13 protein-coding genes are annotated in these 15,202 nt (G+C 41.0%); 5 read left to right on the top strand and 8 right to left on the bottom strand.

All coding sequences use genetic code 11. The features are described 5' to 3' along the window. Nucleotides 1–109: 109 nt before the first annotated feature. From ACIFOT_RS15165 to ACIFOT_RS15180, 4 genes are all read right to left on the bottom strand, one after another. Nucleotides 110–1,102: an agmatinase family protein gene (locus ACIFOT_RS15165; RefSeq protein ID WP_430065903.1), complete on the bottom strand. Its 993-nt coding sequence runs from the start codon at nucleotides 1,100–1,102 to the stop codon at nucleotides 110–112. Further along, complete coding sequence (gene hutI / locus ACIFOT_RS15170; protein WP_430065905.1) at nucleotides 1,074–2,372, bottom strand: imidazolonepropionase; 1,299 nt, start codon at nucleotides 2,370–2,372, stop codon at nucleotides 1,074–1,076. Before hutI ends, ACIFOT_RS15165 begins: the two co-directional genes overlap by 29 nt. Before the next feature lie 21 nt (nucleotides 2,373–2,393). After that, nucleotides 2,394–4,070, bottom strand: coding sequence for a urocanate hydratase (gene hutU / locus ACIFOT_RS15175; RefSeq protein WP_430065907.1), 1,677 nt, complete (start codon nucleotides 4,068–4,070; stop codon nucleotides 2,394–2,396). 183 nt (nucleotides 4,071–4,253) lie between these two features. Next, nucleotides 4,254–5,765 (bottom strand): helix-turn-helix domain-containing protein, encoded by a 1,512-nt coding sequence (locus ACIFOT_RS15180; protein WP_430065909.1) that lies wholly within the window; start codon nucleotides 5,763–5,765, stop codon nucleotides 4,254–4,256. 86 nt (nucleotides 5,766–5,851) lie between these two features. Here ACIFOT_RS15180 and ACIFOT_RS15185 point away from each other — a divergent pair, with 86 nt between their 5' ends. Further along, entirely contained in the window at nucleotides 5,852–6,910 is a 1,059-nt protein-coding gene (locus tag ACIFOT_RS15185) for a putative glycoside hydrolase (RefSeq protein ID WP_430065911.1), read from the top strand. A gap of 53 nt (nucleotides 6,911–6,963) precedes the next feature. On the opposite strand, the gene ACIFOT_RS15190 is transcribed toward ACIFOT_RS15185, so the two are convergent. Further along, nucleotides 6,964–7,368 (bottom strand): acyl-CoA thioesterase, encoded by a 405-nt coding sequence (locus ACIFOT_RS15190; protein WP_430065913.1) that lies wholly within the window; start codon nucleotides 7,366–7,368, stop codon nucleotides 6,964–6,966. 148 nt (nucleotides 7,369–7,516) lie between these two features. Further along, nucleotides 7,517–7,912 carry a hypothetical protein gene (locus ACIFOT_RS15195; protein ID WP_430065915.1) on the bottom strand — a complete coding sequence of 132 codons (396 nt, stop codon included), beginning with the start codon at nucleotides 7,910–7,912 and terminating at the stop codon, nucleotides 7,517–7,519. Between the two features lie 186 nt (nucleotides 7,913–8,098). Here ACIFOT_RS15195 and ACIFOT_RS15200 point away from each other — a divergent pair, with 186 nt between their 5' ends. Then, nucleotides 8,099–9,439 (top strand): APC family permease, encoded by a 1,341-nt coding sequence (locus ACIFOT_RS15200; protein WP_430065917.1) that lies wholly within the window; start codon nucleotides 8,099–8,101, stop codon nucleotides 9,437–9,439. Between the two features lie 110 nt (nucleotides 9,440–9,549). On the opposite strand, the gene ACIFOT_RS15205 is transcribed toward ACIFOT_RS15200, so the two are convergent. Both ACIFOT_RS15205 and ACIFOT_RS15210 read right to left on the bottom strand, forming a co-directional pair. Then, complete coding sequence (locus tag ACIFOT_RS15205; RefSeq protein ID WP_430065919.1) at nucleotides 9,550–10,578, bottom strand: ATP-grasp domain-containing protein; 1,029 nt, start codon at nucleotides 10,576–10,578, stop codon at nucleotides 9,550–9,552. Between the two features lie 188 nt (nucleotides 10,579–10,766). Further along, nucleotides 10,767–11,675 carry an alpha/beta hydrolase gene (locus tag ACIFOT_RS15210; protein ID WP_430065921.1) on the bottom strand — a complete coding sequence of 303 codons (909 nt, stop codon included), beginning with the start codon at nucleotides 11,673–11,675 and terminating at the stop codon, nucleotides 10,767–10,769. A gap of 183 nt (nucleotides 11,676–11,858) precedes the next feature. Here ACIFOT_RS15210 and ACIFOT_RS15215 point away from each other — a divergent pair, with 183 nt between their 5' ends. The 3 genes from ACIFOT_RS15215 to ACIFOT_RS15225 all read left to right on the top strand — a co-directional run bounded on the left by ACIFOT_RS15215 (nucleotide 11,859) and on the right by ACIFOT_RS15225 (nucleotide 15,199). Next, a complete protein-coding gene (locus tag ACIFOT_RS15215) occupies nucleotides 11,859–13,166 on the top strand; it encodes an ectonucleotide pyrophosphatase/phosphodiesterase (RefSeq protein ID WP_430065923.1) in 1,308 nt (435 codons plus the stop codon). A gap of 21 nt (nucleotides 13,167–13,187) precedes the next feature. Next, on the top strand, nucleotides 13,188–14,462 hold the full coding sequence (locus ACIFOT_RS15220; protein ID WP_430065925.1) for an MFS transporter: 1,275 nt from the start codon (nucleotides 13,188–13,190) through the stop codon (nucleotides 14,460–14,462). Between the two features lie 170 nt (nucleotides 14,463–14,632). After that, nucleotides 14,633–15,199, top strand: coding sequence for an RNA polymerase sigma factor (locus ACIFOT_RS15225; RefSeq protein WP_430065927.1), 567 nt, complete (start codon nucleotides 14,633–14,635; stop codon nucleotides 15,197–15,199). Nucleotides 15,200–15,202: the final 3 nt, after the last annotated feature.

Consider the following 15,202-nt stretch of genomic DNA (forward strand, 5'->3'; position numbering starts at 1 on the left):
AATTACAGTTAACATAATAATATTATGTTAACTGAACAAAAATAAACAAGACAAATGTCCACTTCAGACGGACATTTGCCTTGTTTTGTCTTTTTTTGGTGCCTGACACCTATCTTAACATTACCCCTGTTGCAAAGGTCAGAAATACGTGAGTGCCAAGTTTGACGGTTGGTTGGACGTTCGTGTCCTTAAGCGGGTCCAGGCAGACGATGTCCATGGCTTTTACTTTTGGATGGCGGCCTGCTGCTAGTATCCCTTCCAGCAGTTCTGCCGTGGTCATGCCCCCCGGCGTTGAGGCCGGCACCCCTGGAGCATAGGCGATATCAAGCACATCCATATCAACCGTTAAATAAATTGTATCTACTTTCGCAGAAAGCTCTTCTAAACACTGAAGAACTGTCGCTTCGATGCCTTTCTTCCGAGCGCGGCTCAAGGTAATATAGTTAACTCCCTTTTTATCCGCATATTGCTTTAATTCCTTAGTATTAAAAAATCCGTGCAGGCCGATGTTGTACATATTAGAGCCCTCGACTACACCACTTTCAATCAGGTTCCGCATGGGTGTACCGTTTGAAGGGCCGTTATCGCTCATATCACGTAAATCAAAATGAGTATCAAATTGGAGAATTCCGATTCGCTCTCCAGGCTTCGACTTATGGAGCCCCTTCACCATCATTGCCGTAATTGAATGGTCGCCGCCAATGGCACAAACCTTCGAATTAATAAAATGACTGTGAAGAGCTTCAGAGGCCTCGATAATATTCTCATGACAGCGGCGGATATCGGTAACATGCATAGGAACGTCCCCCACATCCAAGGCGCTCATTTCCGCAAGGTCAATATCCTCGTCAAGATTGTAAGTGGTAAAACCTTTCCAAGCACGCCTAAAAGCATCCGGAAATTCGGAAGCGCCAGAAGCGCTAATCGATGAACGAGACAAAGGCACACCGACAACGACAATCTCCGTTTCTTTACTTATTTCAGAATCTACTGCAGCAGTCAACGGCTGAATCCATTCATGAACTTTCTCCGGAGTACGTCCCTCCGGTCTTACCCATGTAAAACTATGAGGATTAATTTTTGGATAAAGAAAGCTCTTCACTGAGCTGACCTCCCTTGACTACCACTGCACCATTTTTCACAACCGTGTCCACGTGGTTAACCCCATAGGAGTATTGAAGTTTCATATAGTTTGGCACTTTAAAAATGGTCACATCACCTTTTTTGCCAACCTCCAAGCTGCCAATCTCAGCACCCCGATTAATTGCATGCGCTGCATTGATCGTTGTTGCCGAAATGACCTCCGCAGGAGTCATCCCCATTTTCAAACAGCCAAGACTCATAATGAATGGAAGGGAAACTGTAGGCGATGAACCTGGGTTGCAATCCGTTGACAATGCAACAGGTACACCCAAATCAATCATTTTCCGTCCATTAGCAGACTCTGCCATTAAAAAGTATGCCGTTCCTGGAAGTAATACTCCGACTACGCCCTTTTCCGCCATTGCCTTCATGCCCTTTTCAGAAGCCTTCAATAAGTGGTCTGCAGAAACCGCACCTACTTCTGCCGCAAGTTCTGCTCCTTCATATGGCTCAATTTCATCTGCATGAATTTTCGCCAGCAGCCCGTGAAGTTTACCTGCTTCAAGGATCCTGCGTGATTGCTCCGGTGTAAACACACCATGCTCACAGAACACATCATTGAATTCGGCAAGACCTAGTTCGGCCACCTTTGGGATCATTTCGTCAATCAACAAATCCACAAACGCATCCGGATTTTCTTTATATTCTTTCGGAACTGCATGGGCGCCCATAAAGGTAGAGACAAGATCAATCACATGCTTTTCGTTCAGTTCTTTTGCCACTTCCAGCTGCTTTAATTCCGTTGCCCACTCCATACCATAGCCGCTTTTTGCTTCTACTGTGGTAACACCGTGACGAAGGAATGCATTCAAACGGTCATAGCTTTCACTAAATAGCTGTTCATGGCTGGCAGCCTGTGTTGCCCGTGTCGTCGCGTGAATTCCTCCGCCGGCATTCATAATATCCATGTAGGTAGCACCTTGAAGGCGCATATTAAATTCGTTTTCTCTGCTTCCGGCAAAAACAACATGGGTATGTGGATCGACAAGACCTGGGGTCACAAGTTTACCCGTTGCATCGACAACCTCCGCTTGACCTAAACGAGCCACATATTTTGCTGCTAATTCCTCATCCGTACCAACAGCCTGAATCACTCCGTCCTCAATCCAAACACTGCCGTTCTCAATAATGCTAAGTTCAGACATCGCACCCTTAACAAGGGGAGCCTTAGAGCTCCCCTTTAGGGTAACGAGCTGAGAAGCATTTCTAATAAAAAGTGCTTTACTCATTCGTTTCAAATCCCTTCAATCTTAGTCTTGTTGCAGCATTGGCATCTTGATGCCTTTTTCTTTCGCTGTCTTAATGGCTAAATCGTAACCTGCATCAGCGTGCCGAACTACACCCATACCAGGGTCAGTTGTTAATACACGCTGTAAGCGAATTTCCGCATCCTTTGTACCGTCCGCAACGATAACCATACCAGAGTGCTGCGAATATCCCATACCAACGCCGCCGCCGTGGTGAAGGGAAATCCAGCTTGCACCGCCAACTGCATTGATCATAGCGTTAAGAATTGGCCAGTCAGAAACTGTATCACTTCCGTCCTTCATTGCTTCCGTTTCACGGTTCGGTGAAGCAACAGAACCAGCATCCAGGTGGTCACGGCCGATAACGATTGGTGCAGAAACTTCCCCAGAAGCAACCATGTCATTGATGACTTTACCAAAGCGGGCACGGTCTCCATAGCCTAACCAACAAATACGGGCAGGAAGTCCTTGGAAAGCGATTCTTTCTTGAGCCATCTTCACCCATTTACAAAGATGCTCGTCATCTTTGAACTCGCGAAGTAATGCTTCATCAATTTTGCGAATATCTTCAGGATCACCAGATAAAGCTGCCCAACGGAAAGGTCCTTTTCCTTCGCAGAATAATGGACGAATGTAAGCAGGGACAAATCCCGGGAAGTCGAATGCATTTTCAACGCCTTCATCTTTTGCAACCTGACGGATATTGTTACCGTAGTCAAATGTAACGGCACCTTTTTGCTGCATCGTTAACATAGCTTTTACATGTATAGCCATGCTTTGTTTAGAAAGCTTCACATATAGTGTAGGATCTTCTTTTCTTAACTTCGCTGCTTCTTCTAAAGAATAGCCCACTGGTACATAGCCGTTAAGCGGGTCATGAGCAGATGTTTGGTCTGTTAACACATCTGGATTGAAGCCTTTCTCAATCATTAATGGTAAAATTTCTGCCGCGTTACCAAGAAGACCGATTGAAAGGGCCTTGCCTTCCTTTTTCGCCTCAAAAGCTAATTTTAAAGCTTCATCCAAGTCTTTTGTTTTTACATCCAAATAACGAGTTTCGATTCGGCGGTCAATTCTTGTTTCATCCACATCAATGGCGATACAGACACCATCGTTCATCGTTACGGCTAATGGCTGAGCGCCGCCCATGCCCCCAAGTCCTGCTGTTAATGTAATAGTATGTTTTAATGAGCCGCCGTACTCTTGTCGTGCAAGCTCAGCGAATGTTTCATACGTACCTTGAACAATTCCTTGGCTGCCGATGTAGATCCAGCTTCCAGCTGTCATTTGTCCGTACATCATAAGGCCTTTTTTATCAAGCTCATGGAAGTGCTCCCAATTTGCCCAAGCAGGTACTAGGTTTGAGTTTGCCAGTAATACCCGAGGTGCATCCTTGTGGGATTTCCAGACAACAACCGGCTTACCAGATTGAATTAATAGTGTTTCGTCCTCTTCCAACTCTAAAAGCGTTTTCACAATGGCATCAAAAGATTCCCAGTTACGCGCTGCTTTCCCAATTCCTCCGTATACCACGAGGTCTTCTGGTCTTTCTGCCACTTCCTGGTCCAGGTTATTCAATAACATGCGCAGCGCTGCTTCTTGAATCCATCCCTTTGCGTGAAGTTCAGTTCCTTTATAGTTTTGAATAACACGTGGTTTTGCCGTATTTGTCGTTTCCATTTTCGTCACTCCTTAATATGATTCTACTAGTATTATAAAAATAAAATCTTCTGAAAAATACGGTTAAAAAATTAGATGAAGTATAATATTTATGTTTTTATCTAAAGGATATTTAGGGGATAACCTTGTAAAGCTATAAAATTTTTAGAAAAAGATATTTTTTTTAGAAAAAAGACTCAGAGCTTATTCTGAGTCTTTTTCACTGTGTTGCATATCCATTTTTTTCAATCGAAATTCCCTTGGAGCGATTCCAACTGCTTCCTTAAACATTCTGCTAAAGTAATTCGAATTTTGATAGCCAGCAAGCAGGGAAATTTCCTTAACCGGTAAGTTGGTTTCTGTTAAAAGCCGTTTTGCCTCTTTCATTCGAATCCTTGTCAAAAAATCAGTAAAGCTTGAGCCTGTTTTTGTAATCAGGAGATGGCTAAAATAGGACGCATTTCGATCGACATATTGGGCAACATCTTCAAGTCTAAGATCGCTGTTCGAAAAATTTGCCTCCATAAAGGCAATGCCGCGCTCGATCGGGTCTTGTTTAAAATTAAGAATACTTGCTTCGGCACCTAAAAATAATTTTTGTACGAATAGGATGAGATTTTGCACCGTCCGGTAAAGAACGGTGTCATATAAAATAGAGTTAAAAATATATCGGTACTCCCGTTCATAGCTTTGGTCCGCATCAAGATTATAGGTCATCATATACCTTCTCACTTGAGCAAGGATACTAGTTAATCGGATTCTTACTAAGCCTGGGTCAGGATAACGCTCTTTTAATTGTAGAAATTCGTCATAAAGCCATTTTTTTATTTTTTCTAAGTCACTGTTCGCGAGCATGTCCACCCATTCGCGCTGCTCAGGAGGGGCCAGGAAAGGATCGATATGAACCCAATCGGGCGAATAATCAAGCTCAACTACTTGTTGGTATCCCTTATAATAAGTAAATTCGAGCATCTTTCTCGTTTGCAAATATTTTTGATTTAGCGTTAATGGTGCCGAGTTTCCCTTATGGACCACAATCGCAAGAGGTTCGGAGAATTCCTCGTCCCACTTTCTCATCGCTTTTTGACATTGTTCCTTTATATTTGAGCAGGTTTCCTTAAAGAGAAGAATCACCATGTCATTTAATGCAAAAATTCCGTGCATATCCTTGAAGGGATATTCTGTTAAAAAAGAATGCAAGGTAGGAATCGTCTCAATGCTTTCAGTTTGGTACGCAGCGATATGGTAGTTCTCCGAGTCCATGGTATGTGGAATAAATAAAGCTTCATAAGATACATCTTTATATGAATTAGAATGAAAATTACTATGTAATGTGTTTTTTTTGCCAAGCCTCCTCGACGCCTTTTGGTAGGCGGACTTGACCTTGGTTGTCGAAAAAGGTTTGATCATTAACTCCAATGCCTGCATATCAATCGCGAGCCTTGCCTTTTCGAAGGTTGCTTCGGCACTAGTCAGCAGTAGAATGGGGTCATAAATTTGCATGAGGTCGCGGAAGCTGTACCATTCCTCCTTGCTGACCATATCTAGCTCTATCAACACAATATCCGGGGATTCATTTTCAAAAAGAACGATGAATTCTTGAAAATTCGCTGCTAGAAAAATGTTGGTTACAGGAATGGAGGAAGTTTTCAGCAGCCACTTTAATCCTTCACGCTCGTTTAAATCTCGGTCGGCAATCAGCCATTTCCCTTCCATCTTCGCTCACCCCTTTTTAGAAACATTATACATAAAAAAAGGATCCGGTGGTAAACGATAATAAAAAATGAAAAAGGAGTGAGCATATGAGGAAATTTATTATTCTATTCATTGTCCTGATCGCTTTTTCAATAAATAACCCAATCTCAGCCCGCACAGAGCCGATAAAGGGGATTTATGTAAAAGCCGAAAACACGCAAGGCCCAATTTTTGAAAAATTAATGAACCTGATCAACCAAACAGAATTGAATGCAATGGTTATTGATATTAAAGATGACCATGGTAATCTCACCTTTCAGCCCTCTAATAATTCACCCTTTTATACGGCTAGTCGTCCATATATTAAGAACCCATCTACATTAATGTCGACACTAAAGAAAAATAATGTATATCCGATCGCCCGGATTGTCGTATTTAAGGATAATGTTTTGGCGAACGCTAACCCCGATTGGTCGTTTAAAACTACATCTGGCATTTGGAAAAATTCACGGGGTGATTCGTTTACGAACCCTTTTGTCAAAGAGGTTTGGGACTATAATATCGGCATGGCGATTGAGGCAGCGAAAATAGGATTTAAGGAGATTCAATTTGACTATGTCAGATTTCCGGAAAAATTTTCGACCTTTGACTGCACAATAACTTATACCGGCCAAAAAGAAGGAGGCAATCGCGTTGCTTCCGTAACTGGGTTTGTTAAATATGCGAAGGAAAAATTGAAGCCTTATGGGGTCAAAATGTCAGTCGATACGTTTGGAAATGCGACCGTGATACCTGAAGCACAAGGAATTGGCCAAAATTTCTCCCAAATTGCTGAGAATGTCGATGTCATTTCTGCGATGATTTATCCCAGCCATTGGACAGGGATTTTCGGAATCACTAAACCTGATTTAGATCCTTATCGTCTTGTTTCCGAATATGCAAAGGTTGAAAAAAACCGATTAAATAAATTGACCACCCCTCCTACTTCAAGGCCCTGGCTTCAGGATTTCACCGCTGCTTGGCTCGGTAAGGGGAATTATAAAGTGTATGGGAAACAGGAAATTGAAGATCAAATTCGCGCCCTTCATTCACAGGGCGTCAATGAATATTTATTATGGAACGCTGCAAACAACTATACACCAAATGTGGATTACACCCCGTATTAAATAGAAGTAAAAGGGACAACTTCCCATTAGAGGGGATTTGTCCCTTTGTTTTTTTAAGTGGTTGGAACGAATGGTCTGTAATCAAGTAAAGAATCTTTACTTAACAGGTTTCTGACCTCATCAGGAACCCTTACCTTACTTCTTAATTTTCGATCGATGATTGCAAGGACTGCCTCTGCCGAAACGACAAGTTCATGTTCATCCCTAATTATTTTTTGATTCAGCGTAAAGCTGGTATTCCCTACACGTTCAATCGTCGTTGTGATAAAAAGCTTGTCACTTTGGAAAACTTCCTTTTTATAATCAACTTCAATATGTACAGCTACTGCTTCTACACCAAGCAAAATACAAAAACGGTACCATTCCAACCTTGCCTGATCCAAGTATTCATATAGTTTCACATTATTCACATGACCCTTTTTAGATTCGGCAATGAGTTCCAATTCAGTGTAAGTCAATGGGACTCCTCCTTTCATTTAAGTTAGTTCTTCCGTAAATATTCTTAGTTATACTGTATAACAATCGATCAACTTATGGAAGAAAGAATCCCTTTTTACTAAATAAGAAAAAAACTGATCCTGTAAATAGATCAGCTTTACGCGGCCTTTACTCAATCTTTTTTACTCTTGAAAACATAATACCCAATACAACACCGAAAATAACGGAAATAAACTTTATTGAACCTGTGGAAAGGGAGAGAAAATTTAGGATCATTCTGTTGCTTTCATTAACCACCCTTAATAGAATGCCTTCCATCAGCGGCTGGTATAGGATTAAACAAGGGATCAGCACCAAGGGTGCAGCCAGCCAATTTCGACTTATCATATATTTTGTTAAAAATATAAAAATTATCGCAAATAGAATTGCGAAGCCATAAATAAACCAGTTAATATACTGAAGAGCACGGCCTGGCTGATTAAAAAAAGCCACAATAACGAGATAGACAACCCATAAAAATGAAACTAATACTGCTAAAACCTGAGTTCTTATTAAAAATCTCATATGAATCCTGCCTCAATTTCCTCTAAATTCATACACTTACCATAACCAAAAACAACCCAATTAACAACCAGGTCTATAACTATTTTTAAATAATAATTTAAATATTCCAAAAAAATATAAAAGAAATTTTTCATGTTATAATTCGTGTAAATCTAGAAAATACATATGTTCACGGGAGGCGGATTTATGGGGAATGAGGCACATTTAAAGAAAAATATTGGCTTCGCTGTTGCTACATCTTTGGTCGTCGGTACAGTAATTGGTTCTGGAATCTTTATGAAACCTGGAATCGTTATTTCTTCAACCGGCAACTCAACTCTTGCACTATTGGCTTGGATTATTGGCGGAATCATTACTCTGGCAAGCGGTTTGACAATTGCAGAAGTCAGTGTGAAAATCCCCAAAACAGGCGGCTTGTATGCATATATTGAAGAGGTGTATGGAAAGTTTTGGGGGTTCTTATGCGGCTGGGTTCAAACCCTGATTTACGGCCCTGCAATCATGGGCGCACTTGGTCTCTATTTTGGTACGCTTGTGGCGAACTTGTTTGGTTTCTCAGCGGAAAGCAACACCATCATAGGAATGGTAACCATACTCTTCCTTGGCTTTATGAATTTATTAGGCACGCAATATGGTGGATTTATACAAAATATCTCTACGATTGGAAAGTTAATTCCTATCATTTTGATTGCCGTTTTCGGCCTTTTCCAAGGAGATGTTCAAATCCTAAATATGGACAGTGGGGTAACACAGTCATTAAGCATGGGAGCAGCAGTATTAGCAACACTTTGGGCATATGATGGCTTTATGAATGTAGGATATATGGCCGGCGAAATGAAAAACCCTAGCAAAACACTTCCTCAAGCTATTATAACGGGGATATTAATCGTAATCGCTGCCTACTTAACAGTAAACCTTGCCATGCTTCACGTACTGCCTGCAAGTAAAATTGTGGAATTAGGTCCGAATGCAGCAAGTTCAGCCGCCGCTATTCTATTTGGAAAAATGGGCGGAAACCTGTTATCCATCGGCATTCTCGTTTCAATTTTCGGCTGCTTAAATGGGAAAATTCTTACATTCCCGCGGATCCCTTTTGCGATGGCAAAGGATGGATTCCTTCCAGCAGCTAAAGCCATTTCTTCAATTCATCCAAAATATAAGACACCCGTGGGGGCAACCTTGCTTCAAATGGCCATCTCCATCATTATGATGCTAGCTGCAGATCCTGATCGTCTATCTGATATTGCCATATTTACAGTATTCACGTTCTATTCACTATCCTTTGTGGCTGTCTTCTTACTAAGAAAAAAGGGAAAATCCAACAACCAAAATCTTTACAAAGTCCCTTTATATCCAATTACACCAATCGTGGCCATAATTGGCGCCTTATATATCATCGGCAGTACCGTCATAAACAAACCAATGGACGCATTCTTATCGATCCTAGTAACCATAATCGGAATCCCAGTCTACTCAATATTAAAATCAAAACAACAAAAGCAACATCCACTTTCCAAAGTAAGCTAACCCGCAATATAGAACTTGTCCACCCCAGGCGGACAAAAACACAAAAAGTGTCTTTCTATGGTGCCTGACACCACAGAAAGACACTTTTTAATTTTACTTATATTTTTTATTTAGCTTATGTCCTCGTACTTCAGGATCATTTCTTTTTCGATGTGGCTGGCTCGAATTCCAAATTTAGGTGTCATTGGGCACACCGTTTCTCCGAGGAGGATTTTTATTGCCAAGTATGGGAAATTGATTCCTGAAAGGCAGCTAATGTGCATCCCGCCGCTCATCCTTGGATTAATCTCAAGGAGCTTTGGTACCCCGTTACCATATTTCATTTGAATATTGAAAACATAGGGCAATTTATATTCCTCATGAAAATCACGAGCAAGATTAATTAATTCTAGGCTTTCTACTAACTCCCGTACCCGGCCATCCCCTTTCATCCTAGGAATTGCCGCATAGAGCTCTTCTTGGGACGACAAGCAATCAATACTATATTCTCTTCCATCCAAATATTCCATCACCATTAAATCTGGAAAGGATTCCTGCTGGCTAAAAATTTCACAAGCATATTTGTACGGAATCCGAAATCGAATCCCATGCTGGAGAAGCTGCTGAATGGAATCAACTTCTTCCTTGATGACACGAAAACCATTTGCGCCTTCACCAATGACGGGTTTAAAACAAACTTCATGACCTTTTTCTTTCAAGGACTCATAAGCCATTTTAAAGCCCTCGATATTATTGACAACGTGATAATCTGGAACTAAAAAACTCGGTACCCTATTTGCTACGGATCGATAGGCAGCTGCTTTATTGTCAACAGTTTCCATTAATTCATTATCTGGGCAAACCAACACTTTAACACCCAATGCCTCAAACTCCGCTAAACGTTTCGAAATGAGCACATTTTCTTTTCGCGGAATAAAAATATCAATTCCATGTCTCTGACAAAAATCAAGACAAAAAGCAATATATTCATCCCCTGACACTTCCGGCTCAATAAAGGCGTAATCACAATTTTGCAGATATAGCGCATCTTTATTAGGATGTGTACCATAAATAATAAATTTCCGACCATCATCGTTCGCACGAATCAAATCCATATAATGCGAAACAGTCGTAAACCATCGATTAAACCAAATCTTCATATGAAACCTCTTTCATGTTGTAATTTAGGACTTTTCCATTATGTGCCAACAGGATTCATTTTATAACACAAAATATTATATTAAAAAATGAAAAACGCTTCTGCGCAAGCAGAAACGTTTAAACAAAACTATTTAAATGATTGTTTTTGATGCAAAAATTTATTTTGGCAATATTATTACAATTGCATTCAATTAAATATTCTTTTCACAAAATCCCCAATTTCCTGAATTGCTTTTCTTGCTTCCGGCAAAAAATCACCACTCATTTGCCAAACATGCCACATCCCATCCCAAACTTTATAAGATACATCGACCCCACCCTTTCTTGCCTGGACGGCGAGCAGCTCCGCATCACTTTGCAAAATTTCATGACTACCAACTTGGATAAACAATGGGGGCAATCCTGATAAATCAGCAAAAACAGGTGAAATCAATGGATGATTAAGAGATTCCCTGCCTGCATATTCGCGTGCCACCTTCCATATACCCTCTACATTCAAATATGGATCCAAATCTTTGTTTGTTTTATAGCTTTCACCACTGCTTGTTAAATCTACCCATGGCGAAAGGGCGACAATCCCAGCAGGCAGCGGTTCATTCTGTTCTCTTAAAACTAAAGCGGCAGCAAGACTTAAGCCCCCGCCGGCAGAATCCCCTGCAACAATAATATTGGAAGGATGAAACCCCTCTTCAAGCAGCCACCGATATATACGGACAGCATCTTCAATTGCGGCGGGAAAGGGATGCTCAGGCGCCAGCCGATATTCAGGAATCAAAACCTTCACCCCTGCTGCCTTCCCAATACCCGCCGCAAGCGTGCGATGAGTTTGAACGGAGCAGTATTCATACCCGCCGCCATGTAAATACAGAATCACCTTATCATTCAGAGAGCCTTGAGAAGAAATCCACTCAGCATACATTCCTTCTATCTGAATGGATTCCACCTTACTGTCTTTCGGCATCCTTAATCTTTTTGAAGCTGCATCGAGTTTTTGCCGTCTTTCTTCAATCCCCACTTCCAGCATCCGTTTGCCCATTACTCTTTTAACAGAAAGTTTAATTACTTTTTCTAAAAAATAACTTTTAAAACTTCGCATAAATCCTTTCCCCTCTTTAAGACGACGATTAATATATATACATTATACTAGAAAAATCATTATTACATATTATTTCCAATGTTAATTTTTCAAAGATTCCGTAAATATTTTATAACCCTTCTTCCATTTCTACCTTCCTGTAGTACAATTGAATTATCTGTACAACCGATCCGGAGGTTTTTCATGAATCGTCTTACTGACCACCTAATTATTATATCCTTTGATTGTCTCTCAGCTTTAGATTTTCCCATCATTCAAGACCTGCCACATTTTAAGACCATTCTAAATAACGGGGCCTACGTCCAACATGTTGAATCCATCTACCCATCTATCACATATCCCTGTCACGCCACGATCGTGACTGGCAACTATCCCATCCGCCATGGAGTCATTAATAATACCCTGCTCCAGCCTGGAAGGCTTTCCCCGGACTGGAATTGGTTCCGTGATTCTATTCACGGGACAACCCTTTATGATGAAGTCAAAAAAGCAAACATGACAACAGCAGCGCTGTTATGGCCCGTTACAGCCAAAGCCAATATAGATTATAATATGCCGGAGATTTTCGCCAACCGCCCATGGCAAAATCAAATTCTTGTTTCTTTAATGAGTGGGACCCCTCGGTATCAATGGGAACTAAATAAACGCTTCGGACAAATACGCAACGGTTTGAATCAGCCCGAGTTGGACAACTTTGTGCTCGAATCAGCAGTAGATACCATAAAAACAAAGAAGCCCAATTTAATGATGATCCACTTTACAGATTTAGATTCCCAGCGCCATTATCACGGTTTTTCCTCCGATGAAGCCATCGCAGCGATTCACCGCCACCATACTCGGCTCGGCAGAATCCTAGATGCAATAAAGGAAAGCGGAATCGAAGAAAACTCAACCATAGTAGTTTTAGGCGATCATAGCGCCATGGATGAGAATAAAGCAATACATCCAAATGTTCTTTTGAACAAGCAAAACCTCATCACCACCAATCCAAAAGGCAAAATAATTAATTGGAAGGCCTACTGTAAAAGTTGCGATGGCTCCGCATATATTTATCTTAAGGACCCAGACGATTTAACCACAATCCGCGAACTCCAGTCATTGCTAGATTCCCTGCTTCAAGATCCTGACTCGGGTATTGAAAAAGTTCTCACCGGTGACCAAGCTGCGATAAAAGGGGCAGACGGCCAATGTGCATTTATGTTGGAGGCACGGAAGGGCTATTACTTTCTAGAAGACTATGAAGGAGAATATCTCAAATCAATTACACAAGAAGAGGTAACTCTCGATAAAAAATACACCCTGGCCACTCACGGTTATTCACCGGAAAAAGAGAATTATGGAACCATTCTAATGGCAGCAGGAAAAGGAATTCGCCACATCACTCTTCCTGCTATCCGACTCATTGATGAAGGCCCAACCTTCGCAAGGCTTCTCGGTGTCAGCTTAGGCAATACAGATGGAAGCGTAGTTGAAGAATTACTAGATTTATAAAAAAATAAAGGGGGATACGAGATGAGCCGGATGACAAAAAAAGAAAAAAGCTGGGTTTTATTTGATTGGGCAAATTCCGCCTATTCAATTATAATCACCACTGCCGTTTTTCCTTTGTATTTTAAGGCAGCTGCCAAAGAGGCAGGACTCGCAGCGGCAACTTCCACTGCCTACTGGGGCTATGCCAATTCGTTTGCGACCCTGCTGATTTCCATTTGTGCACCTGTTTTGGGCAGCATCGCCGATTTCAAAGGGTTCAAGAAACGATTTTTCACCTTCTTTTTTGCTTTAGGCATTATTTTTACCTTATTACTGGCATTAGTCCCAAGCGACCAATGGTTAATCCTGCTAATCTGTTATATGGTAACGGTCATTGGCTTTGGCGGAACCAATATTTTCTATGATGCTTTTCTAGTGGATGTAACGACCGAGGAACGAATGAACCAGGTTTCATCAAAAGGTTATGCGATGGGCTATATCGGCAGCACGATTCCCTTCATTATTGGAATTGCACTGATCATCCTTGCGCAGCAAGAGATCCTTCCTCTATCCGTTTCTGTTGCAAGCCAAATCTCGTTTGCGATTACCGCGTTGTGGTGGGGATTGTTCACTATCCCGATGCTAAGAAATGTTAACCAGGTATATTATAAAGAACGAGTTCCAAACCCGATAGTGAATGGTTTTAAACAGTTTTTTAGCACGTTTTCCAAAATTAAATTATATCGCCCGTTATTTCTATTTTTACTTGCTTATTTCTTTTATATTGACGGGGTTAATACAATCATTACCATGTCAACCACATATGGAGCAGATTTAGGAATCGATTCACAAAGTCTATTAATCATTTTATTTGCTACTCAAGTCGTGGCGGCGCCCTTTGCTGTTTTGTATGGAAAACTTGCCGATAAATTTAATGCAAAGACCATGCTGCTCGTCGGTATATTTGTGTATATCGTCATTTGTACTTATGCCTATTTCTTAAAAACGACGTTAGATTTTTGGATTCTTGCGATGCTTGTTGCTTCTTCACAAGGGGGAATTCAGGCATTAAGCCGCTCCTACTTTGCCAAGCTTGTGCCAAAAGAACATGCAAACGAATTTTTCGGCTTTTATAGTATCTTTTATAAATTCGCCGCCATCCTAGGGCCTTCACTAATGGGATTTACAGCCTATGTGACTGGAAATACAAACAGCGGGGTATTCAGCTTAGTCGTCTTATTTATCATCGGCGGCCTGGTTCTCCTCCGCGTACCAGAAACAACCAACATCGCAAAATCAAATTCTATTTCTCAATAAAAACCTGACTATGACCTCGTCAACGGCGAGGTCTACTTTTTTCAAAAAAACATGGGGCTTGTCACCATAATTCATCTAAATTTCTATATAATGTTACAAACCGTTTTTCTTTTTGATTCGTTTATTTTTGTAAAGGAATCAGGGAAATAATGAGGGGGATTGCCTTTTTTATGCAAAAAAAGAGTGATGTCGAATTGATGCAATTAATTAAAGAAAAACATCGCCCTGCTTTAGAAGAATTATATGATCGCTATATTAAACTCGTATACTCGTTTAGTTTAAAAGCGACGAAGGATCCTGATAAAGCCAAAGTGATCGTCCAAGCTGTATTTATGCGGATATGGACAACGGAGACGGGGTACAACCCAGAAAAAGGCCAGTTTGTGAATTGGCTTCTTACCATTACACGAAATATCACCATTGACCATCACCGGAAAGAAAAAAAGGAATCTTCCTTTATCGCATTCGGACAGGACCAGTTGGAGCAAATCCCAGGATACCCTGCCAATAATCCGGCAGAAATTGTGTCAAGAAAGCTCTTGCGAGAACAAATACAAAAAGCCTATCAATATCTATCAAACAGCCAAATTGAACTTATTCAATGGCTGTATTGGGAAGGCTATACGCTCCGCGAAATAGCGGATATGAAACAAGAACCAATCGGCACCATTAAGAGCCGGCTGCATCAAACTCTTAAAATCTTAAGAAATCGTATGGTTACGGAGATGGGGGAATGAAAA

Source organism: Neobacillus sp. NRS-1170, from assembly GCF_050468025.1.

Coding starts and splice junctions, on each gene's coding strand:
- hutI (WP_430065905.1), bottom strand. CDS start 2,372: ATGAGTAAAGCACTTTTTATTAGAAATGCTTCTCAGCTCGTTACCCTA.
- hutU (WP_430065907.1), bottom strand. CDS start 4,070: ATGGAAACGACAAATACGGCAAAACCACGTGTTATTCAAAACTATAAA.
- ACIFOT_RS15180 (WP_430065909.1), bottom strand. CDS start 5,765: ATGGAAGGGAAATGGCTGATTGCCGACCGAGATTTAAACGAGCGTGAA.
- ACIFOT_RS15185 (WP_430065911.1), top strand. CDS start 5,852: ATGAGGAAATTTATTATTCTATTCATTGTCCTGATCGCTTTTTCAATA.
- ACIFOT_RS15195 (WP_430065915.1), bottom strand. CDS start 7,912: ATGAGATTTTTAATAAGAACTCAGGTTTTAGCAGTATTAGTTTCATTT.
- ACIFOT_RS15200 (WP_430065917.1), top strand. CDS start 8,099: ATGGGGAATGAGGCACATTTAAAGAAAAATATTGGCTTCGCTGTTGCT.
- ACIFOT_RS15205 (WP_430065919.1), bottom strand. CDS start 10,578: ATGAAGATTTGGTTTAATCGATGGTTTACGACTGTTTCGCATTATATG.
- ACIFOT_RS15210 (WP_430065921.1), bottom strand. CDS start 11,675: ATGCGAAGTTTTAAAAGTTATTTTTTAGAAAAAGTAATTAAACTTTCT.
- ACIFOT_RS15215 (WP_430065923.1), top strand. CDS start 11,859: ATGAATCGTCTTACTGACCACCTAATTATTATATCCTTTGATTGTCTC.
- ACIFOT_RS15220 (WP_430065925.1), top strand. CDS start 13,188: ATGAGCCGGATGACAAAAAAAGAAAAAAGCTGGGTTTTATTTGATTGG.
- ACIFOT_RS15225 (WP_430065927.1), top strand. CDS start 14,633: ATGCAAAAAAAGAGTGATGTCGAATTGATGCAATTAATTAAAGAAAAA.